The sequence below is a fragment of the Bacillus sp. JJ675 genome, from assembly GCF_036963165.1.
In the GTDB taxonomy this organism is placed as follows: Bacteria; Bacillota; Bacilli; order Bacillales; family Bacillaceae; genus Bacillus; species Bacillus glycinifermentans.
Genome location: NZ_JBALMR010000007.1, coordinates 26,443 through 51,091 on the forward strand (window position 1 = coordinate 26,443; position 24,649 = coordinate 51,091).

General features: G+C 46.6%; 20 protein-coding genes and 1 pseudogene. 6 read left to right on the forward strand and 15 right to left on the reverse strand.

All coding sequences use genetic code 11. From position 1 onward, the window contains the following. Nucleotides 1-24: 24 nt before the first annotated feature. The 6 genes and pseudogenes from V7126_RS01035 to iolA all read right to left on the reverse strand — a co-directional run bounded on the left by V7126_RS01035 (nt 25) and on the right by iolA (nt 7,553). Nucleotides 25-1,323, reverse strand: a pseudogene (locus V7126_RS01035) (MFS transporter). A 12-nt stretch (nt 1,324-1,335) separates the two neighbouring features. Next, complete coding sequence (gene iolE, locus V7126_RS01040; RefSeq protein WP_046130528.1) at nt 1,336-2,238, reverse strand: myo-inosose-2 dehydratase; 903 nt, start codon at nt 2,236-2,238, stop codon at nt 1,336-1,338. Nucleotides 2,239-2,251: 13 nt separating this feature from the next. Then, nucleotides 2,252-4,165, reverse strand: coding sequence for a 3D-(3,5/4)-trihydroxycyclohexane-1,2-dione acylhydrolase (decyclizing) (gene iolD / locus V7126_RS01045; protein ID WP_046130529.1), 1,914 nt, complete (start codon nt 4,163-4,165; stop codon nt 2,252-2,254). 28 nt (nt 4,166-4,193) lie between these two features. After that, nucleotides 4,194-5,171, reverse strand: coding sequence for a 5-dehydro-2-deoxygluconokinase (gene iolC / locus V7126_RS01050; RefSeq protein WP_046130530.1), 978 nt, complete (start codon nt 5,169-5,171; stop codon nt 4,194-4,196). 27 nt (nt 5,172-5,198) lie between these two features. Continuing rightward, a complete protein-coding gene (gene iolB / locus V7126_RS01055) occupies nt 5,199-6,014 on the reverse strand; it encodes a 5-deoxy-glucuronate isomerase (protein WP_046130531.1) in 816 nt (271 codons plus the stop codon). Nucleotides 6,015-6,089: 75 nt separating this feature from the next. Continuing rightward, entirely contained in the window at nt 6,090-7,553 is a 1,464-nt protein-coding gene (iolA, locus tag V7126_RS01060) for a methylmalonate-semialdehyde dehydrogenase (RefSeq protein ID WP_046130532.1), read from the reverse strand. A 409-nt stretch (nt 7,554-7,962) separates the two neighbouring features. On the opposite strand from iolA, the gene V7126_RS01065 reads away from it, so the two are divergent. The 4 genes from V7126_RS01065 (at nt 7,963) to glpT (ending at nt 12,245) form a co-directional block, all read left to right on the forward strand. Beyond that, nucleotides 7,963-8,718 (forward strand): DeoR/GlpR family DNA-binding transcription regulator, encoded by a 756-nt coding sequence (locus V7126_RS01065; RefSeq protein WP_046130533.1) that lies wholly within the window; start codon nt 7,963-7,965, stop codon nt 8,716-8,718. 75 nt (nt 8,719-8,793) lie between these two features. Beyond that, nucleotides 8,794-9,729 carry an aldo/keto reductase gene (locus V7126_RS01070; protein ID WP_046130534.1) on the forward strand — a complete coding sequence of 312 codons (936 nt, stop codon included), beginning with the start codon at nt 8,794-8,796 and terminating at the stop codon, nt 9,727-9,729. 270 nt (nt 9,730-9,999) lie between these two features. Continuing rightward, nucleotides 10,000-10,863 carry a glycerophosphodiester phosphodiesterase gene (locus tag V7126_RS01075; protein ID WP_175075983.1) on the forward strand — a complete coding sequence of 288 codons (864 nt, stop codon included), beginning with the start codon at nt 10,000-10,002 and terminating at the stop codon, nt 10,861-10,863. 20 nt (nt 10,864-10,883) lie between these two features. Beyond that, nucleotides 10,884-12,245 (forward strand): glycerol-3-phosphate transporter, encoded by a 1,362-nt coding sequence (gene glpT / locus V7126_RS01080; protein ID WP_335496079.1) that lies wholly within the window; start codon nt 10,884-10,886, stop codon nt 12,243-12,245. Nucleotides 12,246-12,396: 151 nt separating this feature from the next. Here the strand turns inward: glpT and htpG are convergent, their stop codons facing one another. Then, nucleotides 12,397-14,277 carry a molecular chaperone HtpG gene (gene htpG / locus V7126_RS01085; protein WP_046130536.1) on the reverse strand — a complete coding sequence of 627 codons (1,881 nt, stop codon included), beginning with the start codon at nt 14,275-14,277 and terminating at the stop codon, nt 12,397-12,399. Nucleotides 14,278-14,704: 427 nt separating this feature from the next. Between htpG and V7126_RS01090 the strand changes: the two genes are divergently transcribed. Beyond that, nucleotides 14,705-16,243, forward strand: a complete 1,539-nt coding sequence (locus V7126_RS01090) for an ABC-F family ATP-binding cassette domain-containing protein (protein ID WP_175075940.1) — start codon at nt 14,705-14,707, stop codon at nt 16,241-16,243. 34 nt (nt 16,244-16,277) lie between these two features. On the opposite strand, the gene yidA is transcribed toward V7126_RS01090, so the two are convergent. From yidA to V7126_RS01110, 4 genes are all read right to left on the reverse strand, one after another. Then, nucleotides 16,278-17,090: a sugar-phosphatase gene (gene yidA, locus V7126_RS01095; protein WP_175075939.1), complete on the reverse strand. Its 813-nt coding sequence runs from the start codon at nt 17,088-17,090 to the stop codon at nt 16,278-16,280. 155 nt (nt 17,091-17,245) lie between these two features. Then, nucleotides 17,246-18,295: an iron-containing alcohol dehydrogenase family protein gene (locus V7126_RS01100; protein ID WP_335496083.1), complete on the reverse strand. Its 1,050-nt coding sequence runs from the start codon at nt 18,293-18,295 to the stop codon at nt 17,246-17,248. Continuing rightward, nucleotides 18,295-18,945: an MtnX-like HAD-IB family phosphatase gene (locus V7126_RS01105; RefSeq protein ID WP_175075937.1), complete on the reverse strand. Its 651-nt coding sequence runs from the start codon at nt 18,943-18,945 to the stop codon at nt 18,295-18,297. The genes V7126_RS01100 and V7126_RS01105 overlap by 1 nt, the downstream gene beginning before the upstream one ends. Before the next feature lie 150 nt (nt 18,946-19,095). Further along, nucleotides 19,096-19,560 (reverse strand): hypothetical protein, encoded by a 465-nt coding sequence (locus tag V7126_RS01110; RefSeq protein WP_046130541.1) that lies wholly within the window; start codon nt 19,558-19,560, stop codon nt 19,096-19,098. A gap of 159 nt (nt 19,561-19,719) precedes the next feature. On the opposite strand from V7126_RS01110, the gene V7126_RS01115 reads away from it, so the two are divergent. Further along, nucleotides 19,720-20,700 (forward strand): iron-hydroxamate ABC transporter substrate-binding protein, encoded by a 981-nt coding sequence (locus tag V7126_RS01115; protein ID WP_335496086.1) that lies wholly within the window; start codon nt 19,720-19,722, stop codon nt 20,698-20,700. A gap of 282 nt (nt 20,701-20,982) precedes the next feature. On the opposite strand, the gene V7126_RS01120 is transcribed toward V7126_RS01115, so the two are convergent. The 4 genes from V7126_RS01120 to V7126_RS01135 form a co-directional block, all read right to left on the reverse strand. After that, nucleotides 20,983-21,141, reverse strand: coding sequence for a FeoB-associated Cys-rich membrane protein (locus V7126_RS01120; RefSeq protein ID WP_046130543.1), 159 nt, complete (start codon nt 21,139-21,141; stop codon nt 20,983-20,985). A gap of 16 nt (nt 21,142-21,157) precedes the next feature. After that, the gene (gene feoB / locus V7126_RS01125; RefSeq protein WP_046130544.1) at nt 21,158-23,170 is read right to left on the reverse strand and encodes a ferrous iron transport protein B; all 2,013 of its coding nucleotides are present in this window, start codon (nt 23,168-23,170) and stop codon (nt 21,158-21,160) included. Continuing rightward, a complete protein-coding gene (locus tag V7126_RS01130; RefSeq protein WP_373688007.1) occupies nt 23,167-23,397 on the reverse strand; it encodes a FeoA family protein in 231 nt (76 codons plus the stop codon). Before V7126_RS01130 ends, feoB begins: the two co-directional genes overlap by 4 nt. Nucleotides 23,398-23,525: 128 nt before the next feature. Continuing rightward, the gene (locus tag V7126_RS01135; protein WP_046130595.1) at nt 23,526-24,611 is read right to left on the reverse strand and encodes an acyltransferase family protein; all 1,086 of its coding nucleotides are present in this window, start codon (nt 24,609-24,611) and stop codon (nt 23,526-23,528) included. Nucleotides 24,612-24,649: the final 38 nt, after the last annotated feature.

Here is a 24,649-nt window from a genome sequence, read left to right on the forward strand (position 1 = left end):
TGATAGCCACTCCTTCAAAAGTAGTTACATAATTTTTCTTGTTTGTCCTTGTTCAGCTTGAGCTGGCGGAGTTCCGTACAGTTCTTCCTGAATTTGTTCAAGCGATTTGCCTGATGTATTCGGTGCGAAAGCGAGCCCGATGATCATGCTGACAGTCACACACCCGAGGAGAATGGCAGCCATGAATCCAATGCCCATATTCGTGATAACCATCGGGACAAAAAGGCTCCAGGCTCCTATTGAGATACGAACAAGAAAGAACATCAATCCTTGTGCAGATGCACTGTACTCCGTAGGAAAGATCTCGCTGGCCCATAGTTGGTAGTTTGCCTGTTGTCCGGCTCCGTTGTTAATGCCGATCATCACGATAAACAGAACGAGAATCGGCAATCCTTCTGCCGGAAGCAAAAACAACGACCAGCCGATGACGGCCATTGATGCCGCAATACCAAAAACCGTCTTTCTATATTTGTCTGCGAAAGGCATGAATATAAAAGCGACGCCAAGCCCGGTGAAAATAAACAGCCCCATCTGCAGAATGTTTGCCATGTTTGCCGAAACACCGCCGACTTGCTGATAAATGTAAGGCATAAAGAATCCCATCACGCCGGCCGCGAGATTCCAGACTAAGTACACGCCCATTAAAAACAGAATGCTTTTTAAAAACTTAGGCTGAAGCAGATCCAAATAAGAAGTTTTGTGAATGACTTGCACCGTCTCGGATTTATCCTGCCAGGCGTCAGATTCCGGCAGTTTCATCCGAAGTACATAAGTGATCAATGCAATAACAAGCAGATGTGCAAAGACAATCTTATTGCCCAATAAGCCAAACCCGCCCAGCAATACTGACAGCAGGAGGACGACAACCGCTCCGGCAGCCTAGGCGACTTGGGCAACGCCGCAGTGGCGGGCCCTGTTTGTTCTCGGAGCATTCTCTGCGATAATCGTCCAAGAAGCTGTAATATCAGCTCCGACTGATAAACCGATGATAATGTAACCGCTTAACAAAATGGGGAAGTTGAAGCCGAATAAAACCAGACAAATCCCAAGCGCGTAAATTAACATGCTGTTCGTATAGACAGCCTTGCGCCCGATTTTATCAGCAAGAAATCCGCCGAGCAGCGCTCCGATTGCTGCTGAGATGGCGTTTGCGCTCAACGCGCCGAGCAGTCCGATCTGTGTATCCGTAAGCTTTAAATAACTGACCCATAAAGATAAACCGGCTGATCCTGCTACAATGGAACCCGCGTCGATGTAGTTTGCCAAAGCTGCTGCTATGGTTCGTTTATTGAATGGTGAAACTGCTGCATTTCCATTGCTCAATGTAAAGCCCCCTTAATTGGTTGCTGCGGGATTTAACAAATGACGGTCGATATATTTTCTGGCGATCAGCGCGTATTCAAGAGGATTTGCAACTTCAGGGTCCTGCTCGGCTTCTACTACGATCCATCCGGAATAGCCGTGCTTTAAAAGCATTTGATACACTTCCGTAAAGTCGATGCAGCCGTCGCCGGGAACTGTGAACATGCCTTGTAAAAACGATTGCCTGAACGATTTTCCTTCCTCTTTGCATTTCTTCATGACATTAAGGCGGGCGTCTTTAAAATGAACATGCTTGATGCGGTCAATATGTTTTTCAAGGATATTGATGTAATTACCGTCGGAAATATAGGCATGCCCCGTATCATAAAGAAGATGAACGAGCGTCGGATCAGTGCCTGCCATCAGGCGGTCGACTTCCTCTTCCGTCTGCACTCCCGTCCCGAGATGGTGATGGTAAACAAGCTTGAGCTGATATTCGCCGGCGATTTCCCCGAGATGATTCATCCCTTTGCAAAGACGCTGCCATTCTTCATCAGAAAAATGCGGCTTTTCTTTAAACACGTTCTTATCCAGTCCCTGAACACTGTACGTTTGTTCAGACACGACCGCAACATCCGCACGGACTTCTTTCAAGTACTGGCAGTGGGCCTTGAATTCTTTGGCAGCTTCCTCAATGCCGTCGCGGAGAATAAAGCTGCTGAACCACTTTCCTGCAATCCTTAAATTTCTCAGCTCAAGCTCTTTATTTAAAATCACAGGTTCCGGGAAAAAGCCCCCAACCTCTGTCCCTTGAAAGCCTGCAACGACGATATCGCTCAGCAAATGCTGAAGGGTATTGCCCGCTCCGATTTCCGGCATGTCATCATTCCGCCATCCTATGGGGGCGATGCCCCATAGAATTTCCGATTTGACCATCCTGGTGCCTCCTTTAATACTGCTTTGCAGATTCGAGCATTTTTTCTTTGGCTTCATACGCTTTTTGAACGCTTTCCTGTTCTGAAACCTCTGCAACACCTACGTGCCACCAGCTGTCATAGCCGTCCGTCATCGTCTTTGGCAGCACTTTCATTTCGATCAATGTAGAGACATCTTGTTTCTTCGCATCTTCAATTGCCGCTTTTAGCTCTTCGACCGTGTTGGCGCGGTACGTCTTGGCGCCGTAGCCTTCGGCAACCTTTGCATAGTCCACATTCAAAATCCGGTTATCCTCTGTTCTGAACTCGCAATAGTAGCTGCCGCTTCCATGGTCCATCTGCAGGTTATTGATGCAGCCGAAGCCTGAGTTGTCAAAGAGCAGGACATTGATTTTTTTGTTGTATTGAATGGCCGTAATCAGTTCGGAGTGAAGCATCAGAAAACTTCCGTCCCCAACCAGTGAATAGACTTCTTTATCCGGATGGGCCAATTTCAGGCCGAGCGCGCCCGATACTTCATATCCCATGCATGAATAGCCGTATTCCAAGTTGTACGTATTCGGCACGTTTGCATGCCACAACCGCTGCAGGTCGCCCGGAAGAGAGCCCGCTGAACAAATGACGACGCTGTCTGGATCAACCGTTTCATTGATGGCGAGCAATGCCGTTGTTTGCGGCAGTTCGGTTTGCAGTTCATCTGCATATTCGTTCATCACTTCTTGGGAGAAGTGGTTTTTAATTTCAGGCGTAAAGTTTTCGCGTTTAAATGTTACTTTGCTTAGGCGGTCGCGTTCAGCCAGCCATTCGTCTTTCAGCTCCTTGATGGTTGAACCGAACGCGCTACTGTAGCCTTCCAATAAGCCGTGCAGCTTGCCGAGCGACAGTTTCGCATCCGCGACAACCTGGAAAGCATCCAGTTTATAAGCCTGCATTCTGCTGACATTGATGTTCAAAAATTTTGCGTTGTCAAAGTCAAATGCCGTTTTGGAGGATGTTGCAAAATCGGTGTATCTCGTGCCGATTCCAATGATCAGATCGGCCTGGCGTGCGGCTTTGTTAGCTGCCAGTGTACCTGTGATCCCCATTCCTCCCAAATTGTTGGCGAAATCGGCTTCTACCGTAGACTTTCCGGCCTGGGTTTCAACCAGCGGAATGTTGTAAGCTTCAGACATCGCGATTAATTCGTCGCGTGCGCCGGAATACTTCGCACCGCCGCCGACTAAAATAAGCGGTTTTTTGCTTGATTTGATCAGCTCTGCCGCTCCCTTTAGCTCGCGTTCGCTCGGCTCCATGCGGTCGATGTAGTGAACGCGCTTCCGGAAGAAGCTCTCATCAAAATCAAATGCTTCGCCTTCAACGTCTTGAGAAATGCAAATCGTTGCCGGACCAGCTTTTGCAGGATCTGTCATCACTTCAAAAGCGCGGATCAAACTGCTCATCAACTGTTCGGGACGCGTAATACGATCCCAATACCGCGAAACCGGCTTTAATGCATCGTTTGTCGTGATCGCCGCACTGTATTCTTGTTCAACTTGCTGAAGAACCGGATCAGGCTGCCTTGTCGCAAATGTATCAGCCGGAATCAAGAGGACGGGGATGTTGTTCGCAAGCGCCGTACCTGCGGCGGCCACCAGGTTAGCCGCTCCCGGTCCAACAGATGTCGACACGGCATATATCTTCCTTCTCAGCATCTGCTTGCTGTAAGCCATTGCCGCATGCGCCATTCCCTGTTCATTTTTGCCTTGAAACACTTTTAAGCGGCCGGCATCCTGTTCAAGCGCCTGACCGATTCCAACGACGTTCCCGTGTCCGAAAATTGTGAAGATTCCTTCGACAAACGGTGTTTCTTCGCCGTCGAAATTGATATACTGCTGGTTCAAGAACTTAATTAACGCTTGTGCCGTTGTTAAACGTATTTTCTTACCCACAAACGATCCCACCTTTATTCGTTCTTTTTTAAGACTGTGCCGCAATAAGCTGTTCGATTTCTTCAACGGTCGGCATGGCTTCTGATGAGCTATGCTTGCTGACGACAATAGAGGCTGAGGCGCTTCCGTATTTCAAAGCCGTTTCGATTGTCTTTCCTGTCACGAGGCCGTAGATAAAGGCCGAAGCATACGAATCGCCCGCCCCGAATGTTTTCAAGACCTTTGTTTTATAGGCTTTTGCGCGGAAGACCTCACCCGATTTGCTGTAGGCGTATGAGCCGTCCACACCGTGCTTGATGACGACGAGGTCTGCAGAGTGCCCGAATAAATGCTGGACAGACTCTTTGTTGCTTCCCCGGCTCTTGTTTTCCATCACGTCAAATTCATCGCGCGTACCGATAACGATGTCAGACTGCTCGGCAACCAGCGTATAGTAAACCGAAGTCTCTTCCTGTGATGTCCATGTATACGGGCGGTAGTCAAGCTCAAATACGACTTTGACGCGATGTTTTTTCGCAAGATTCACCGCTTTTAAAACCGCTTCGCGCGACGGACTTTTTGCCAGCGCCGTACCGGAGACAAGGAGCATCTTCGATTTGGCGATGTAGCCTTCGTCTACCTCTGAAGGTTCGAGGTAAAGGTCTGCAACATCATCCCGGTACATTAAAATGCTGCACTCTTCGGGGCTTTTGATTTCGGTAAAGGCAAGACCCGCCTTATGCCCCTCTTTGTCAACGACCATTTGAGAGGTGTCGACGCCCGTTTTTCTCATATATGATTCTATAAATCTGCCATGCTGGTCATCCGGAATCTTGCCGATAAAGCCGGCTTTCAATCCCAACTTTGAGCTGCCGATCGCAATGTTGGCCGGCGAGCCGCCGACATATTTCGAAAACGTCATCGTTTCTTCCATCGGCCGGTTGTATTCGACAGCGTTCAAATCAATGCATGCGCGGCCGATCGCCACAATGTCAAATTCCTTCTCTTCGTTAAACGTATATTTCATCTTCAACAGCCACTCCTCGCCTGATTGTTAGCGTTCCAGGATCCATTCATGGTCTGGATCGTTATGAAACTTCCACTTGCGCACAGGTCCTGCCATGACATTTAAATAGTAGGATGTATAGCCGTCAGGAACCCCCACCGGATGATATCCCGCCGGCACGATGACAACGTTTTCATTCTCGACGGTCATCGTCTCGTCAATGGAGCGGTCATCCGTATACACGCGCTGGAATACAAAGCCCTGTGCAGGGTCAAGCTCATGATAGTACGTTTCTTCTAAAAACGATTCTTCTGGCAGATTGTCTTGATCGTGTTTATGCGGCGGATAACTGGACCAGTTTCCGCTTTCGGTGTAGACTTCGACGACCAAAAGGCTGTTCGCCGAAGGGTCTGAATCGGGAAGAATGTTATGGACGGTCCGTTTGTTGCTGAATTTTCCGCGGTGCTCAATGCCGTTGTCTTCCGCTTTAATCAATTTCGTCGGCAGCTGTTTTTCTGAAGGGGAATAACAAAGGGCGATCCTCGCCTGTGTAACCGCTGTCACTTCAAACGTGCGGTCATTTGACACATAGACGCTGTCCGTCGGTTTTTTTTCAAACACGCTGTCCCTCGTGCCGATGTTCTCAAATGTCACATCTCGATCAGACACCGTGATTTTTCCGGTAACCGCGACGATGCAGCATTCCTGTTTGTTTAATTCCTCCGAGTAGCGGGCGCCGGGTGCGAGATCGATGACTTTAAATTCCACATATTGAAGATCCGAATTTGACGTTTTGACTTCGTGTACAACCTTCACGCCTTGAGAAAGCTCAACCGCCTGCGGCTTGCGCAGCAAATGACTCATTGAAACAGCCTCCTTTTTATATCTTGAAACATGGACCGAACAGCGCGGGATTCACGCCGTTCGGAAATGATCTGTTTAGTTGAAATCAGGCGCCGGATATCTTGCAGTTACGACTTTTTTGCGCGTATAGAAATCGACGCTGTCTTTTCCGTTAGCATGCAGCGTTCCAAAGAACGATGACTTCCAGCCTGAGAATGGGAAGAATGCCATTGGAGCCGGAACGCCAAGGTTGATCCCGAGCATGCCCGCATCAATGTTTTCGCGGAAATAGCGGATCGCGTTGGAATTTGAGGTAAACAGGCATGCACCGTTTGCAAATTCAGATTTGTTGGCGATCTCAATCGCTTCTTTTAAGTTTTTCACGCGGATAACCGACAGAACCGGCGCGAAAATTTCGTCTTTCCAAATCGTCATATCGGTTGTCACATTGTCGAAGATCGTCGGGCCGACGAAATAACCTTCGTCAGATACGTTTCCGCGTCCGTCACAGACGAGTCTGGCGCCTTCTGCAATCCCTTTTTCGATATATCCGAGCGTGCGCTTTCTGTTTTCTTCGCGAATGACCGGGCCTAAGAATACACCGTCATCCAAGCCGTTTCCGATTTTGACTTCGGACGCTTTCTCAACCAATTTTTCCATAAATGCATCGGCGATATCTTCCTCTACGGTTACAACCGCACAGGCCATGCAGCGTTCTCCGGCAGAACCGAAGGCTGCGCCGATGATATTTGTCACCGTATCCTCCAGGTTGGCGTCGTTCAGCACAATCGTATGGTTTTTGGCTCCCGTCAACGATTGAACGCGTTTCAAATGCTCGCTTCCTTTTTTATAAACATACTCTCCGACCGGTTTGGAGCCGACAAATGAAATTGCTTTAATTTCCGGGTGCTCCAAGATGCCGTTGACGACATCATGCGCGCCGTATACCACATTGAATACGCCTTTTGGAAGTCCGGCTTCTTCAAACAGCTCAACCAGCTTCTCCGTCAACAGCGGCGTGCGCTCGGACGGTTTCAAAATAAACGTGTTTCCTAAAGCAATCGCCATCGGGAACATCCAGCACGGAACCATCATCGGGAAGTTGAACGGGGCAATTCCGCCGACGACACCAACCGGATAGCGATAGTTTGCCGCTTCAACGTCAGTTGCGATCGTTGCGAGCGAATCACCCATCATTAAAGACGGAGCCCCCGCGGCAAATTCGACATTTTCGATCCCGCGTCCCACTTCGCCAAGCGCTTCTTTTGTGTTTTTTCCGTTTTCGATCGTGATCAGGCGGGCAAGCTCTTCTTTATGCTGAGTCAAAAGCTGGTGATAGTTAAATAGGATTCTCGCCCGGCGCGGCACGGCTATTTTCGACCAAGTTTTGAACGCTTCCGCCGCTGTTTGGGCGGCGTATTCTATATCCTCCCGCGTGGAGATCGGCACCTGGCACAGTACTTCTTTCGTTGCAGGATTGACGACATCTTCGTATTTATCGGTTTTGCTTTCAACCCATTCGCCATTAATATAGTTTCTTAACTTTCTGATTTCTGCCATTCTTATAACCTCCTTAATTATTAATCCTCTGGTACAGATAGGGCGTCATAGACGGCATGCATGACCGATTCGAAAAAAATTAAACGCTTACAAAAAAACAACTAACTTCGCTACAATAAAAGAACCGAAAACGATATGTAAAGCCTTTTTAAGCTCAACATTTCATAAAAATTATCACGTTTTGGTCACTTCTTGGTTATATTCTAATCCGATCATACCCATAAGTCAATCATTAAAAAAATAAATTTTTCCTTGAAAATCTTAGTATAATATATGTGTAATAATATGGAATACAGCCAATCCTTGCAAAAAATAATCACCAATGTTATCATTTCTTAAGCAATTATTGATTAACTCTTGGTTTTTATCTATATTTTAATTAAAGATTCCATGAAGGAGATTTTAAAATATGAAATTGATGCGGATAAAGGAGATGGAAGAGTATATTTTGACAAATGGCACCGTTTCATTAGACGAACTGTGCCAGGTCTTTAATGTTTCTAAAAACACGGTCAGACGCGATATCAACAAATTGACTGAGAAAGGGGTTATCAAAAAGGTATACGGCGGCGTGACGGCGATTGAAAAAACGGTTTTGATCCCTTTCGAAAATCGCACAATCCAAAATAAAGACGCCAAAACGAAAATCGCACATTACGCTTCACGGTTTATCGAAGATCACGATCTCGTCTTTATCGATTCCGGGACGACGACGCGGTCCATTTTAGAAACGCTTGATCCAAATAAAAATGTAACCGTTTTAACGAACAGTCTTGATATTATCAATGCCGCGGCAGCCTTGAAAAACATAAACCTTATTATCATCGGCAGCAACTTTAAGCGGAAAACGCAGTCCTTTGTCGGGATGGATGATCCGGGGACATTGGATAAATACAACATCAACAAAGCCTTCATGTCGGCCACAGGAGCAACTTTGACACACGGGCTGACAAACTCCGATTTGCTCGAATATGAAATCAAAAAGAAGATTTCTGAAAAAGCAAAGGAAGTCTATTTGCTGGCTGACCACTCCAAATTCGGCAAATCAACCTTGCTGACGTATGCGCGCTTTGACAGGCTGCACGCCATTGTAACATCCAAGCCTCTTGATGAGGATTACAATCAGTTCTGCCAAGAGCATAAAATTGAAATCCATCTTGCATAGCGTTTATAGTGAAAGAGAACAACTTGGCCGGCCGGGCCGGTCAAGTCTGTCTATTAATTTTTTGGAGGGGAAACGATGAAAAAAGTAAGAATGGGCAAGTCTGATCTTCACGTATTTCCGATCGGTTTGGGAACAAATGCAGTCGGCGGCCATAACCTCTATCCGAACCTGAATGAAGAAACGGGAAAAGAACTGGTTAGGGAAGCGCTCAAAAACGGCGTGACGATGCTGGATACTGCATACATATACGGAATCGGCCGTTCTGAGGAGCTGATCGGTGAAGTCCTCCGCGAATTCAACCGCGAAGATGTTGTGATTGCAACGAAAGCGGCTCACAGGAAAGAAGGAAACGATTTTGTCTTTGACAACTCTCCGGCATTTTTGAAGAAGTCTGTGGACGAGAGCTTACAGCGTCTGCAAACAGATTACATCGATCTCTTCTACATTCACTTCCCAGACGAACATACGCCGAAAGATGAAGCCGTCCAAGCGCTCAACGAGCTGAAAAAAGCGGGGAAAATCCGGGCGATCGGCGTCTCCAATTTCTCTCTCGAACAGCTTAAAGAAGCGAATAAAGACGGACTTGTTGATGTTTTCCAAGGCGAATACAACCTGTTGAACAGGGAAGCGGAAACGACCTATTTCCCGTATATCCAGGAGCATGATATTTCGTTTGTTCCGTACTTCCCGCTCGTATCAGGACTGCTCGCAGGTAAATATACAGAAGACACGACATTCCCTGAAGGCGACCTCCGCAGGGAGATGGAACATTTCCAAAGCGACCGTTTTAAAGAAAATATCAGAAAAGTGAACGAGCTGGTCCCGATCGCTGAGAAGCACAATGTTGACATCGCTCACGTCGTATTAGCCTGGTACCTTGCAAGACCGGAGATTGACATGTTGATTCCGGGAGCAAAACGCGCAGACCAGCTGCTGGATAACTTAAAAACGGCTGATGTCAAACTGTCTCAAGACGATATCGATGACATCGACCAATTGTTTGCAAAATAAACATTTAAAAAACCTATCTTCCATGATAGGTTTTTTTACAAAAAATATTGACAGCGCTTCCAACTCTGATATGATAGGGATTAAGTTAATAATAGTGACGGAGATTCAGGAGATCCACAGAAAAACCCTTTAGTTTCAGAGGTTTTTTTGGGGTCTTTTTTCTATGTCGCTTTATTAGCAGATTCATATCCAAAGGGGGAAAGTGAATTTTTGATCCAAAAAAAGAAAGGGGAAACGAACAAAGTGAAAGGACTTTTACGCAGTGTATTCATGTGCGCCGCTCTGATCGGAACCGGCTTAGGAGCGGGCGTTCAGGCGGAGGCTGCGCAACCGGCCGCCAAACCGCTCAATCCTAATAAAATACTAAACATCGCCCACCGCGGTGCATCGGGCCATGCCCCTGAACATACTCTATCAGCCTATGAGCTTGGACAGCGTATGAAAGGAGATTACATAGAAATCGATCTGCAAATGACAAAAGACGGCCGATTGATTGCCATGCATGATGAAACACTGGACCGCACAACAAACGGAACGGGACCGGTCAAAGATCATACATTAAAAGAAATCAAAAAACTGGATGCCGGCTCGTGGTTTAATAAAAAATATCCCGAATCGGCGAAAGATGAGTACGCCGGGTTGAAGGTTCCAACGCTCGAAGAGGTGATTCAAAAGTTCGGCAGAAACGCCCGCTATTATATTGAAACAAAATCGCCCGAAGTCTATCCAAAAATGGAAGAAAAGCTGCTGCAAATCCTAAAAAAATATAAATTAACGGGGCCAAGCGTTCATTCGAACAAAGTCATCATCCAATCGTTCAGCACTGAAAGCTTAAAGATCATTCACCGCCTGGACCCTGGCATCCCTCTTGTGCAGCTGCTTTGGTACGATGGGCCGGCGGCCGTTTCGGATGACGAGCTTGAGGCGTATCAATCTTACAGCGTCGGTCTCGGGATGAACTTTGATCAAATTGATCGAGCATACGTCCAAAAGGTGCGCAAACACGGATTGCTCGTTCACCCTTATACTGTCAATGAAAAAGAAGACATGCAGAGACTGTTCGATTGGGGCGTCACCGGAATGTTCACCAACTTTCCCGATCGCCTGCATGAAGTGTTAAACGAAAACAAGTAATACAGACACAGGAGGACAACATGATTAAGCATTTTAAACCTGCACCGCCGATTGACAGATTGCCTGATGAAAAAATCGATGCTGAATATAAGAAATTCAGACTGCAAGTGTTTCTCGGCATTTTCATCGGATATGCAGCATACTATTTAATTCGCAAAAATTTCTCGCTCGCCATGCCGTATTTTATCGAAGAAGGGTTTTCAAAATCACAGCTGGGCCTGGCCTTGTCAGCCCTTTCGCTGTCTTACGGCATCAGCAAGTTTGTGATGGCGACGATATCGGACAGAAGCAATCCGAGAATGTTCCTGCCGGCAGGTTTGATTCTTTCCGCCATCATCAGCCTGCTTATGGGGTTTGTTCCTTTCTTTACTTCTTCTGTAGCCGTCATGTTTATTATGCTGTTTTTAAACGGCTGGTTTCAGGGGATGGGCTGGCCTCCGTCAGGACGCGTCCTCGTTCACTGGTTCAGCGTGAGCGAAAGGGGAAATAAAACGGCGATCTGGAACGTCGCCCACAATGTCGGAGGCGGATTGATGGCTCCAATTGCCATTGCGGGTGTTGCAGTATTCGCCGGAATCGCCGGCACATCTTCTTCAGGATATGAAGGCGTGTTTATATTGCCTGCACTCGTCGCAATCGTCATCGCATTTATCTCATATTTCTTAATCCGCGATACGCCGCAGTCTGTCGGACTGCCGCCGATTGAAGAATATCGCAACGATTATTCAACAAAAACGAAAAAAACGTTTGAAACCGAATTATCGACAAAGGAAATCCTGTTTAAATACGTATTAAATAATAAATGGGTTTGGGCGATCGCACTTGCGAACATTTTTGTCTATTTCGTCCGCTACGGCGTATTGGACTGGGCGCCTACCTATTTAAGCGAAGAAAAAGGGTTTGATATGAGCAAATCAAGCGTTGCCTATTTTCTGTATGAATGGGCGGGTATTCCGGGAACGCTTTTATGCGGCTGGATCTCTGATAAATGGTTTAAAGGACGCCGCGGACCTGCCGGCTTTGTCTTTATGCTCGGCGTGTTGATCGCCGTGCTCGTATACTGGTTCAACCCTGCGGGAAATCCGTTGGTCGACATGATTTCCTTGATTGCGATCGGATTTCTCATCTACGGCCCGGTCATGCTGATCGGCTTGCAGGCGCTTGACTTTGTACCGAAAAAAGCAGCCGGAACCGCCGCAGGGCTTACAGGCCTGTTCGGCTACCTTGGCGGAACGATGACAGCCAACGCTTTAATGGGAGCCATCGTTGATGCAGCCGGCTGGAACGCAGGATTTACTTTATTAACGGCTTCCTGCGCGATTGCTGCCCTCATCTTTGCGATGACTTGGAATGTTCGTGGACAGGAGGTCGTCAAGCATTAAGTGAAAGGATAGAAATGGGTGATCCCCCAATATCAAAGAGCTGGCTGCTGAAGAGTTTCAAGACTTCCGGTGCATTCTTGTCCTTGGCAAAGACGTAAAAAAAAGCAAAGTAAAAGCTGCGTCTCGAGGCTTCTCGAGACGCAGCTTATTTTTACGACATTACTTTGCAGATATCGTTCGTAAACTCGACAGGATCTTCGATCGGCAGACCTTCGATGAGAAGGGCCTGGTTGTACAGGAGGCCTGTGTACAGTTTGAATTTTTCTTTATCGCTTTCAAAAGCGTCCTGAAGCGTTTTGAAAACGTCGTGATTTGTATTGATCTCCAGTACTTTGTCGGCTTTGACATGCTGATTGTCAGGCATGGCGTTTAAAATTTTCTCCATTTCGATCGTGACTTCGCCGTCGGCAGCAAGGCATACAGAGTGGGTTTTCAGGCGTTTTGACGCCCTTACGCTTTTGACTTTGTCGGCCAGTATGCTTTTCATTTCATCGAAAAGGGCTTTGTGCTCTTTCTCGTCCGCATCAGATTTGTTTTGGTCTTCGTCTGCCTCGATTCCGAGGTCGCCGCTTGAGACGGATTTGAATTCTTTCTCCTGATACTGCCCCAGCATTTTAATGGCAAACTCGTCAATGTCTTCGGTAAAGTATAAAATCTCGTATCCTTTTTCCGAAACGAGCTCAGTTTGCGGAAGCTTTTCGATCCGGGCATACGAGTCTCCTGACGCGTAGTAAATAAATTTCTGATCTTCAGGCATTCTCGATACGTACTCATCCAGCGTGACAAGCTTTTTCTCTTTGGAAGAGTAGAACAGCAGCAAGTCCTTCAGCATGTCTTTGTTGGCGCCGAATTCGTTGTAGACGCCAAACTTGAGCTGTCTGCCGAACGATTGATAAAAAGACTCGTATTTTTCCCTGTCATTTTTCAGCAGGCTTTTCAGCTCATTTTTGATTTTCTTGCTGATGTTTTTGGCGATCAGCTTGAGCTGGCGGTCATGCTGGAGCATCTCTCTTGAAATGTTGAGGGATAGATCCTCTGAATCTACCATTCCCTTCACAAAGCTGAAGTGGTCAGGGAGCAGATCCGGGCATTTGTTCATGATCAAGACCCCGTTTGAATACAGCTCCAGGCCTTTCTCAAATTCTTTTGAATAATAGTTGAACGGAATGTTCTCCGGTACGAACAATATGGCATGGTATCTGACTGCACCGTCGACGCTCGTATGAATATGGGCGAGCGGTTTGTCAAAACCGTAGTGCTTTTCCGCATAAAACGCTTCATAATCCTCTTTTGTGAGCTCGTTTTTATTTTTCCGCCAAATCGGCACCATGCTGTTGACTGTCTGCTCTTCCTGGACTTCTTCGAATTCGTTTTCGCCGTCTTCTTTCGGCTTATTGACGGTGACATCCATCTTGATCGGATAGCGGATGAAATCGGAATACGATTTAATGATTGATCTTAAACGGTGCACGTCAAGGTATTCATCATAACTTTCATCATCCGTATTTTCTTTCAGTTTCAGAATGATGTCTGTACCGACGTTATCTTTTTGGCAGGGCTCGATCGTATACCCGTCGGCTCCCGCAGATTCCCACTTATACGCTTCATCGCTGCCAAGCGCCTTTGTGATAACGGTGACAACATCAGCCACCATAAACGCGGCGTAAAATCCGACGCCGAACTGGCCGATGATATCGTGCCCGTCTTTCAGTTCATTTTCCTGCTTAAACGCAAGCGAACCGCTCTTTGCGATCGTTCCGAGGTGCTCTTCCAGCTCCTCTTTTGTCATGCCGATCCCGGTATCTGATACGGTCAATGTTCTGTTTTCCTTATCGGCCTTCACTTTTATGTAATAGTCATCTTTGTGAAATGTTAAAGAATCATCCGTGAGCGCTTTGTAGTAGATTTTATCGATGGCGTCGCTCGCGTTGGAGATCAGCTCCCTTAAAAAGACTTCCTTTTGGGAGTAAATTGAGTTAATCATGATGTCTAACAATCTTTTGGATTCTGCTTTGAATTCTTTTTTAGCCATCTTTTCTCTCTCCTTTTTGTGATGAAAACGATTTTTCAATATCCTTCCTATTCACATCTTAAATAACATACCGTCTGATTGATGTCAATATGTAATGGAAATGAGCAATTTGACATCCGTACCCGTCCTTCATATAATTTGATAATGAAGGAAATTTTGACTGCATGAGGTGGAAAGGAATGAAAATCTTATCAACTGTTCTTAAAAGAGAATTGGCTTAAAGACGGGAGAAGTCTGCCCTTTTTTAGACAAGCCATCTCGGGAACAGTTTGATACGATTTCACATCCTTTCTTGCTGTATGTTCATATGTAGCGGGTGAGGTGTATTTGCCTTACCCGCTTTTTTTGCCGGCAGGATGGCGATGCTTCGCGCTGTTCTCTTTAGATGGCTTGTTTTTCAAAAATAAGCCTGAAGGAGAGAATGATCATGAGTATTGTCAATGTAACGAACCTTACCCATATGTACGGAGACCGGATCATATTCCGGAATGTCAGCTTCCGCTTGCTGAAAGGCGAGCATGCCGGCCTCGTCGGGGCAAATGGCGCCGGAAAGTCGACATTGTTCCGGCTTTTGACCGGAAGCCTGCTGCCTGATGACGGGTACATCGAATGGCATCCGAATATCCGGGCCGGTTTTCTCAAGCAGCACGCCGAGCTGACGGCGGGCACCACCATCATGGAATACCTGGAAAAAGCCTATGAACGGCTTTTTGAAACTGAAAAGAAAATGAATATGCTTGCCGAAAAGATGGCGAACGCCGGAGACGGCTTGGACGCCATGCTGAAAACATACGGAGAGCTTCAGGCTGAACTGGATGCTTCGGGGTTTTACCGTATCGGCGCAAAAATCGAGGATGCGGCCCAAGGACTCGGACTGACGGAGATCGGGCTTCATCAGGATGTCACGGCATTAAGCGGCGGTCAGCGAACAAAGCTGCTGCTGGCCAGGCTTTTGCTCGAGGAACCAGATGTGCTCTTATTGGATGAGCCGACCAACTATTTGGATGCAGCGCATATTGACTGGCTTACCGGATATTTGAAGCACTATGAACACGCGTTTCTCGTCATCTCGCATGACGAACGTTTTTTAAATGAGATCACGACGGTGACATTTCATTTGGAGCATCAAACGATCAAGCGCTACCCTGGGAACTATCAATACTTTCAGAAGGAATATGCACAAAGCAGGGCGCAAATGGAAGCTGCTTACGCCAAACAAAGCAGGGAAATCGAAAAATTGGAAGCATTTATTGACCGGAATCGAATCCGGAAGGCGAAGCAGGCAAAAAGCCGGGAAAAAACGTTGCGCAAAATCAAGCGAATCGAAAAACCGGCAGATCCTCCCGCCCCCCGCTTTGCATTTCAGACAGGGCGAAATCCGGCGATGACCGTGCTCAAGACGGAAAAGCTTGAGGCCGGTTATGCGGTGCCATTATTCAAACCGCTTTCCCTGACTGTAAAGCGGGGCGATAAAATCGCCATCGTCGGAGAAAACGGCGCCGGAAAATCGACGCTTGTCAACACGCTGCTAGGCGAGCTTAAGCCCTTAAGCGGCATTGTCACGGCAGGACAGCATTTGCAGGCCGCTTATTTTAAACAGGAAAGCCTCGCCTCACGCGAGACGCCGCTTGAAAAAGTACAGGCGCTCTTTCCGAATGTAGCAGAAAAAGACATCAGGCAGACGCTGGCGATGTCCGGTTTGACACAGGAGCATATCAGCCAGCCGCTTGCCACGCTCAGCGGAGGCGAACAGGCAAAAGTCCGGCTTGCGGAGCTGATGCTTTCAAGAAGCAACCTGCTCGTCCTTGACGAACCGACGAACCACCTTGACAGATCGGCAAAGCACGCTTTAAAAAAAGCGCTCTCGAACTATAGCGGAACGATTTTGCTCGTGTCCCATGAACCGTCCTTTTATGAAGACTGGGTGACGCACGTCTGGCAGATTGAAGACTGGCGGCGCAAGTAAAGAAAGAGCCGGCCTTTTCGAAAGGCCGGCTTTTTTATTTGGATAATACAAGCTCGTGAATGGCGTGGGCAACGCCGTTTTCATTATTTGATTTCGTTTCATAATTTGCAGAGGCCTTCACCTCAGGTATGGCATTCCCCATCGCAACTCCGCAGCCTGCCCATTCGATCATTGTCAGATCATTGCCGTTGTCACCTATCGTCATCACCTCTTCTCTTGCGACGCCTAACAGATCGGCGAGCTGCCGAACGGCATTTCCTTTACTGGCCGCAGGATGAAGAATTTCGTAAAAGAACGGCGAACTCTTCACCATTGTGTAACGTTCCTTTACTTCCTCCGGTATAGCGGCGATGGTCCTGTCAAGCTTCCCCGGCTCATCAATATACATCGCCTTCGTCACCAGTATGTCTTCCGGTATCTCCTCCATCGTCCGAAAACGGAGCGGAACCTGGGTGACGTTTGATTCATAGACTGTATAGGGGCTGATATCGCGGTTTGGCGTATATAAATAAGATGAGTCGAAAAAGTGCATCGGGGTATCAAGGGTTTGGCTGAGTTCATATAAAGATTTCAAATCTTCATAGCGAAGCGTCAGCTCTGATACGACCTCCTGTGTATGCGTATTTTGAACAAGCGCGCCATTATAGGCGATAACATAATCGCCATCTTCATTTAAATTCAGTTCTTCCAGATAGCGGCTTACTCCGCCGAGAGGGCGTCCGGTACAAAGGACGATCTTCACGCCTTGCGCTTTCGCCGCATGAAGGGCATCACGCACTTCCTCTGTTACCTCATGAAGGTCATTCAACAATGTTCCATCCATATCTATCGCGATTAGTTTGTACATGTTCCACTCTCCCTGATTAAAATCGTGCCTCAAACTCATACCTATGACCTATTTCTCCTTTATTTTACCACAGTCCTTGCCTTTTCCTTTATGACATCATCCGGAAAACCCCCCACAGCAAAAAAACAGCCTCTCGCGGAGACTGTTTGCATGTCTTAAAATATGTCTTGAAGAATGGGGTCTTCATCAAGCAAACGAAGCGCTTTTTCACGGTATGCCTTTTCATGCAAATATGTATAACGATTTGGCTTCACCGTGTGGGAAAGGCTGATCGCTTCACGAAATTCATGTTTGTCAAGATGAAGCGTTTTTACATAATCGAAAAAACTCGTTCTTGTAAACACCTTTTCAATTCTCTCAGCACGGTGATCCTGGACATGGGCCATTATATAGGTGGCCAACCCTACTTGTATACCGTGCATCTGCGGTTTTTTTGAGATTTTATCGAGCGCATGTGATATCAGGTGCTCTGAACCGCTGATGGGTGCGCTGTTCCCGCTGATTTCCGTGGCGATGCCGCCCATTGTTAATGAACTGACCAACTCTTTCAAAAAGATCGGCTGTTTAATATCCTTCATCGGCGTACGGACGAAACTGTTCACTGCCTTTTTGCTGAGCATAGACGCGAACGCATTCACATTGCCGGCTCCGTGCCGCTCTTCAAATTCCCAATCATAAAGGGCGGTAATATTGGACATCAGGTCTCCAATCCCGGCTAAAATAAAGCATTTTGGTGCTTTTTGAATGATATTCAAATCGGCAATAATCCCATAAGGAACCCGGGCCGGCACCGTCGTTTTTTTGCCCTCGACCAGAAGAGAGCAATTGCTGCTCGCAAACCCGTCGTTGGATGCCGATGTCGGAATGCTGATGAACGGGGTGCGTTTTGAAAAAGCGATATATTTTCCGCAATCAACGACATATCCACCGCCCATGGCGATCATGACATCATAATTCCCGATGGAAAATGCTTTCTGAATCAGCTGCTGAAGATCGAGGCCGGACGGCAGTTTAACGGCTTCGACTTTGACTTTTTGAAAAGCGGATTTTAATGAATTCTCATATTGCTGATATGAAAAGTCATCAAAAAACATAATGGCCTTATCAAACTGGTGCTTTTCCAAGATCGCCTCCAACCGGCCAAATACGCCTTCACTAATATCCAAAACCGATGGAATGGCGATATTCGTCACCCGGCGCGGCATTAGACGATCATTCCTTTTTGCTTTAAGTGCCGTTCGATATCCTCGAAAGTCTCAACCGCTACAAACGGCACATCCTGCTCACGCAATATATCCTGGAGCGCGTCTTTTGCAAACGTAACATCCGCAAACTTTGCCGGATGGGAATCAGGTTCGCTGTCACCCGCGAAATAAATCGTCTGATACTGTTCCTTCAACCTTTGTATAACCTTTGATTTATCAATGCCATATCGTTCAGAGTAGTGCCAATGGTTTTTATCAATTGTCGTATGGACGTTGTCTTCTTTAAAAAAGCCTTTATTTGAATAAACCTCGACATTTTTAATGCCGTATTTTTTCAAAATATAATGAATATAATAATCTGTTCCTGCGCTTAGAATGAAAAAGTCGCCGCCATTTTCCCGGACATGCTGAATGAAGTCTGGTACATACTCATCAATCGGAATGGAATGGATGTCATCGATGATTGTTTGTTCGCTTTGATTGATTGAAGCGAAAACGGTGCCTAAAAATTCAATATCTTTTAATTCTCCCGCCTTCCACTTTTTAAACAATTCATGGCCTTCAGGAAAATATTTATCAATGACCATCCAATAAAAGTCCTGTTTGGAAATCGTCCCGTCAAAGTCTGATACAAATGCCCATTCCTTCATGCTGCATACCTCTTTTCTCTATGGAATTTAAAATATAAGATATATTATACAGAAGTTTGTGAAATATTGAACATGATGATATTTCTTTTTTGTGTCCTTTATTTCACAAGGTGAACATTCCTGCCGGGCTAAAAATACATCGTCAAGTGTTTATGATTCTTTCCCAGTACGCTGTTTCCCTTTTTCCGTCACGGCAAATTTCCGTTTCATTTTCTTGATCTTTTCCGCTTTTCGAAACCTCAGGGCAGACCAATCATCATCAATTGCGATCTGGCGAACCGGCTCATAGCCTTGATCAGCAAGCAATGCGGCTACCGTCTCGCGGCTGCAATCCGAACCCTTGTACACTTTGGAGGATTTTTTCGGATAGCAAAGCCAAAATAATCCATCCTCTGCCACATGATGCTCCGCTTCCCGGGCTGATGCCTGCAGATCTTCATTTGCCGTGCCAAAAACTTGCACAAAGTCATATTTGCCATTTTCAGCCCTGTCATGCACTTCACCTTGAAATGCTGCCTTGATTTCATTGTAAGGCTCTGGCGCGTTTACGATGAGCACAGGCTGCCCGAAGTCCTTAAACTGCAATTTTTTTATAATCGGATGTGTTTCCGCCATCTCTTGATCAATCCTTTTCTGTTTATAGTAACAAATTATCCAAAACAATAATCATCATACAAAGCAAAAAAAGTGATGGACGAATGAGGACTTTTTCTGCTATATTTACTTTGATAATGCGAATCATTATCAATTATATACATATATACGGAGGGTCAAATGAAAAAGCGTTCGTTTATTATCGGATTGATTATGATATTATGTTTGTTCGTCAGCGCTTGCAGCTCGTCACAGTCCAACGGGAACACCGGCAGTGAAAAAGGGGCTGCCGAGGCGGCGACAAGAACCTATAAATCGACACGCGGCAATGTAAAAATTCCCGTCAAGCCAAAACGGATCGTCACAGACTTTTACGCAGGGGAGCTGTTCTCAGTAGGCGCGAACGTTGTCGGCTCCGGGTCCTGGTCTTTTACAAACCCATTTTTAAAGGATAAAATGAAGGATGTCACTGATGTGGGCGACCCGATCAACATCGAAAAAGTGATGAAGCTGAAGCCTGATTTAATCGTCGTCATGAAAGATGACAATTATGACAAGCTTTCTAAAATCGCGCCGACTGTCGTCATCCCTTACAACACCGCCAAAAACGTTCAGGAAACCGTAAAGATGTTCGGCGATATCGCGGGTGCAAAAACCGAAGCGGAACAATTCCTTGCCGATTTTGATCAAAAAGCGAAGGGCGCAAGGAAAAAAATTGATAAAGTCATCGATAAAAACGCCACATTCGGAATTTACGAAAACACGGATAAAGGAAAGTTCTGGGTATTCAACGACAACGGAGGCCGCGGAGGCCGCGGAGGCCAAGCCGTCTATAATGCCCTCGGCTTAAAAGCCCCTGAAAAAATCGAAAAAGACGTCATCAAAACCGGGGAAATGAAAGAACTTTCGCTTGAAGTCGTGCCTGAATATGCGGCTGACTACATGTTCGTTACCGACTACAATCCGAACGGAGACAGCAAAACGCTCGACAAGCTGAAGGAATCTGCAGTTTGGAAAAACCTTGACGCCGTTAAAAACAACCGCGTTTTCATCAATGACTTTGACACCTTCTATCCATACGATCCGATCTCTGTCAGCAGGCAGATCGATTTGATTACTGATATGCTGGTGAAGCGCGAGAAGGAAAATCAGAAAAAATAAAAAAGGCGCTTCCAACCGAACTATATTGCGTTGTTAGTATAAGATACATGATAAAAGCAGTGGATTTCGCAATTGAAATCACACTGCTTTTTTATTTTTCAAGCAAAAAAAGGAAATTAATATAAGTTAACCTAATAATACCTATATTACTTTAATAGGAGTGGATAATGGCAATGGATTTAAAACACCGTAAAATTTGGAATGAGAACTACAAGGATTCGGAAGAAAATACCCATGCCCTTATGAGCGAAGTGCGGACATAAAAAAACAGCTGAGACAATCTCAACTGTTTTTCATTTTCACGTCGTCACAGGCGGATTGGCATGTGCGATTCAGCTCACAGGCGGCACATTTTCCTTTCCGGCTTCTTTTTACAAACTTAAACAGCGTCCAAGCCGCATATCCGAAGATGAGCGTCCCGACCGTAATATTAAACAGCATACCGCCAGATCCCTCCTTATGATAGCCCCAGCAATTTTCCGCCCTGATAAATCACGAATGTCAAGGCGTAAGCGGTCGCCAGACCGTATAAAATCGACAAAAACATCCATTTTTTCGAGGTTGTCTCTTTTTTTATCACGGCTACTGTCGCCAGGCACGGAACATACAACAGCACAAATGCCATAAATCCGTACGCTGCCAAAGGCGAAAATTGATGCGCCATGACCCCCTGCAATTGTGATTCTGGCACAAAGTAAATAATGCTCATTGAAGCGACGACGACTTCTTTGGCGAGAAATCCCGTTAACAGCGATGCGGCGGCCTGCCACGTTCCAAAGCCGAGCGGCGCAAGCAGCGGGGCAATTACGCCGCCGATCATTGCCAAAAAGCTGTGATCCATTTCTACTCCCGTTCCGCCCGGTCCTGTATAAGACAAGATCCAAATGAGGACAGACCCGCCAAAAATATATGTCCCGGCTTTGCGGACAAATCCTTTTCCTTTTTCCCACGTCGACCGCCATAGCGTACGGGCCTGCGGCAGACGGTACGGCGGCAGTTCGATGACAAAGAACGACTTTTCTTCCTTCAGCTTGGACGAAGATAAAAAGGCTGCCAGCGCCAATGCTGCTGCGATGCCAAGGACGTATAAGGAAAGCACGACCAGCGCCTGGTGAGCCGCAAAAAAGGCTCCGGCAAACAGCGCGTATACCGGAAGCCGCGCCGAACAAGACATAAAAGGCGTCAGCATGATGGTCAACAGCCTCTCTTTTGGCTGCTCAACGGTTCTGGCCGCCATGACGCCCGGCACATTGCAGCCGAAGCCGATGATAAGCGGAATGAATGCTTTTCCGTTTAAGCCGATCGCCTCCATCAGACGGTCCATCACCATCGCGACTCTCGCCATATATCCCGAATCTTCAAGGAGCGATATAAAGAAAAACAGAATGAATATTTGCGGTACGAATACGAGAACACCGCCGACCCCGGCAATAATCCCGTCGAGAATCAACGCTTTGATGAACGTGCTCGCCCCAGCCGCCGCTAAAGCTGAAGACGTCCAGTCTGTCAGCGGACCGCTCATCCATCCGTCAAGCGCATCAGACAGCGGGACGCCGAGCCAGTCGAACGTCAGCATAAACATGAGATACATGAATCCGAGGAAAATCGGAATCCCCAGCACATGATGGGTCACAATCGCGTCAACCCGCTCGGTTAACGTCCGTTTTCCGCTTGATTCGAATTGAACGGAGTTCGAAATCACGCGTTCGATATACTGTTCCCTGACATGGTAAATGTGCTGGTGCAAGGGCTTCGCCGTTTTCTCTTTCACGATTTCTTCTTCGGCCGCCTGGCGGATCTTTTCCAAGGCGGCTTGATCAGCCGAAGACTCCAGCTGCTCCTTCATTTTCGAATTACCTTCTAAATATTGAAGGGCCATCCAGCGCTTCGGAACGCCGGGCCGTTCCGGTATGACTGTTTCAAGCTGACGAATTGCCTGCTCCAACACGCTGCCGTAATCGATCACCAGCGGCTTTTGCCCTTCGCCGTTCCGCGACAGCAGATGGCGGCTGAGTTCGTCGCACCCTGTGCCGTTCCGGGCGATGATCGGAATGACCGGAACGCCAAGCTGTTTTGACAAGCCGGCATGATTGACGATGATGCCGCGCTGCCTGGCCACATCTGTCATATTTAAACCGATCGTCAGCGGTTTCCCGAATTCGAGAAGTTGTACCGTCAAATGGAGGTTTCGTTTTAATTGAGAAGCATCCACAATATTTAAGACTTCGGTAAACGGCTCGTGCAATAAGAAATCGGTGACAACCCCTTCATCCCGCGACAGGGGGCTTAACGTATATACGCCGGGAAGATCAATCATCATCCCTTTTTTATTGCGGATCATTCCGACTTTTTTCTCGACGGTGACGCCGCTCCAGTTCCCCACGTATTCATAGGAACCTGTCAATGCATTAAATAATGAGGTTTTTCCCGTATTCGGGTTTCCAAAAAGCGCAATTTGCTGTCCAGTCATCGTTTTTCAACCTTTATTTTTTTCGCATCGGTTAATCGAATGCCGATCGATTGCCCGGATGTTTCAAACATACACGGCCCGCCGAACGGCAGTTTCCGCTTCATACAAATCTCTGTGTCTTCTTTTACTCCGAGATGAATCAGCCGCTGCTGCACCAGCTCATTGACGTCTGAAAAATCTATGATTCTCGCTTTATCCCTTTGATTCAATTCTGCTAAAACCATCATCGGTGCCTCCATTGATGAAAATGATTCTCGTTATCATATTATGATTATAGGTAACTCGTCATTTAAAAAGCAAGTGAATATTTTAGCAAAAAAAACAGCGGAAAATCTGTCGATTTTCCGCTTGGATTCTACCCTGCGTGATGCTGTATGTTCTGCTCTGTTTTCCGCTGTTTCGGCTGATAGATTTTGCCGACGAACATATAACCGTATTTACACTTGTTGACCGCCCATGAGATGAACATCGCACCGCCTGTACAAATGACAAAAAGCAGCACACAGGCAGCCGCCGCATGGAGCCCCTCAAAGGCGGTTAAAATCACGAGTCCGAAGATGAGCAGGAAGGCGTGCAATAAATAGATGGAAAAAGAATAGTTGCTGATCATCATGATCAGCCTCGGAACTGCGTTCAGCTTGGAAAACAGGTGAAAGCACAAGAAAATGATGCTCGTGGAGTAAAACATGATATCCGGGCGCTTTGAGTTAACAGCAATATTCTCCCCGAAAAACGATATGGCGACAATCGCAGCAGCCGAAATGAGAGCTGTACCGTACACCGCATACTTGTACTTGTCCAACAGAGCCAAAAAGCTCTTGTAGTTCTTTCCGCAATAATACGCCAGGCAAAAGTAAAAAAGCCAGCCGGGAAAAGGCACCCATGAAAACGGAAACGGCGCCATCTCTTTTAAAACGGGCGGGTTGATGAATGTAAAATAGCTTAAGTAAATAGCGGTGGCCGCAAAAGAAACGGAAAGCACCCATTTCGGGGAGGCCTTTTGCAAAAAAGAGTGAAAGCACATATGCAGAAGGTAAAACTGAAAGATGACGAGAATAAAGTAGCCGATGAAATTCCCTAAGAAAATGTTGGCCAACAGCTTGTTTACGATCGCCGTCATATGAAACTGCTGCATCATCAAGCCGGTCATGACAAACGCATCAAGAACGGCGATGAATAGAAAGGGAACGAAAATCGTCTTGAATCTCTTTTTCAAAAACCCCTGCGGAACACCGCCGGGATATGCGTGCGCCAGCAAAAACTCGGAAATGAAAATAAACGCCGGCGTGCTGAACATCAGGAGGGTTCTGAAAGATTCAACAACGCGGACGGTATCACTAAGCATGTCTCCCCGAAAGAAAAGGACCATGGAAATCGTATGGAGCAAAACGACGCTTAAGCAGGATATACAGCGAATGACGAAAATTTCTTTCACTTGCACATCTACCACTCCTCTTTCAAATTTGAAATATTTTAAAA

Bases quoted from the DNA above. Each gene is read 5' to 3' on its own strand.
- V7126_RS01130 (WP_373688007.1), bottom strand. From the start codon at position 23,397: ATGATGGTTTTAGCAGAATTGAATCAAAGGGATAAAGCGAGAATCATA.
- V7126_RS01070 (WP_046130534.1), top strand. From the start codon at position 8,794: ATGAAAAAAGTAAGAATGGGCAAGTCTGATCTTCACGTATTTCCGATC.
- htpG (WP_046130536.1), bottom strand. From the start codon at position 14,277: ATGGCTAAAAAAGAATTCAAAGCAGAATCCAAAAGATTGTTAGACATC.
- V7126_RS01120 (WP_046130543.1), bottom strand. From the start codon at position 21,141: ATGCTGTTTAATATTACGGTCGGGACGCTCATCTTCGGATATGCGGCT.
- V7126_RS01110 (WP_046130541.1), bottom strand. From the start codon at position 19,560: ATGGCGGAAACACATCCGATTATAAAAAAATTGCAGTTTAAGGACTTC.
- iolE (WP_046130528.1), bottom strand. From the start codon at position 2,238: ATGGTCAAATCGGAAATTCTATGGGGCATCGCCCCCATAGGATGGCGG.
- V7126_RS01115 (WP_335496086.1), top strand. From the start codon at position 19,720: ATGAAAAAGCGTTCGTTTATTATCGGATTGATTATGATATTATGTTTG.
- iolB (WP_046130531.1), bottom strand. From the start codon at position 6,014: ATGAGTCATTTGCTGCGCAAGCCGCAGGCGGTTGAGCTTTCTCAAGGC.
- V7126_RS01105 (WP_175075937.1), bottom strand. From the start codon at position 18,945: ATGAAGGAATGGGCATTTGTATCAGACTTTGACGGGACGATTTCCAAA.
- iolC (WP_046130530.1), bottom strand. From the start codon at position 5,171: ATGAAATATACGTTTAACGAAGAGAAGGAATTTGACATTGTGGCGATC.
- glpT (WP_335496079.1), top strand. From the start codon at position 10,884: ATGATTAAGCATTTTAAACCTGCACCGCCGATTGACAGATTGCCTGAT.
- V7126_RS01065 (WP_046130533.1), top strand. From the start codon at position 7,963: ATGAAATTGATGCGGATAAAGGAGATGGAAGAGTATATTTTGACAAAT.
- feoB (WP_046130544.1), bottom strand. From the start codon at position 23,170: ATGACTGGACAGCAAATTGCGCTTTTTGGAAACCCGAATACGGGAAAA.
- V7126_RS01100 (WP_335496083.1), bottom strand. From the start codon at position 18,295: ATGCCGCGCCGGGTGACGAATATCGCCATTCCATCGGTTTTGGATATT.
- iolA (WP_046130532.1), bottom strand. From the start codon at position 7,553: ATGGCAGAAATCAGAAAGTTAAGAAACTATATTAATGGCGAATGGGTT.
- V7126_RS01075 (WP_175075983.1), top strand. From the start codon at position 10,000: ATGTGCGCCGCTCTGATCGGAACCGGCTTAGGAGCGGGCGTTCAGGCG.
- V7126_RS01090 (WP_175075940.1), top strand. From the start codon at position 14,705: ATGAGTATTGTCAATGTAACGAACCTTACCCATATGTACGGAGACCGG.
- yidA (WP_175075939.1), bottom strand. From the start codon at position 17,090: ATGTACAAACTAATCGCGATAGATATGGATGGAACATTGTTGAATGAC.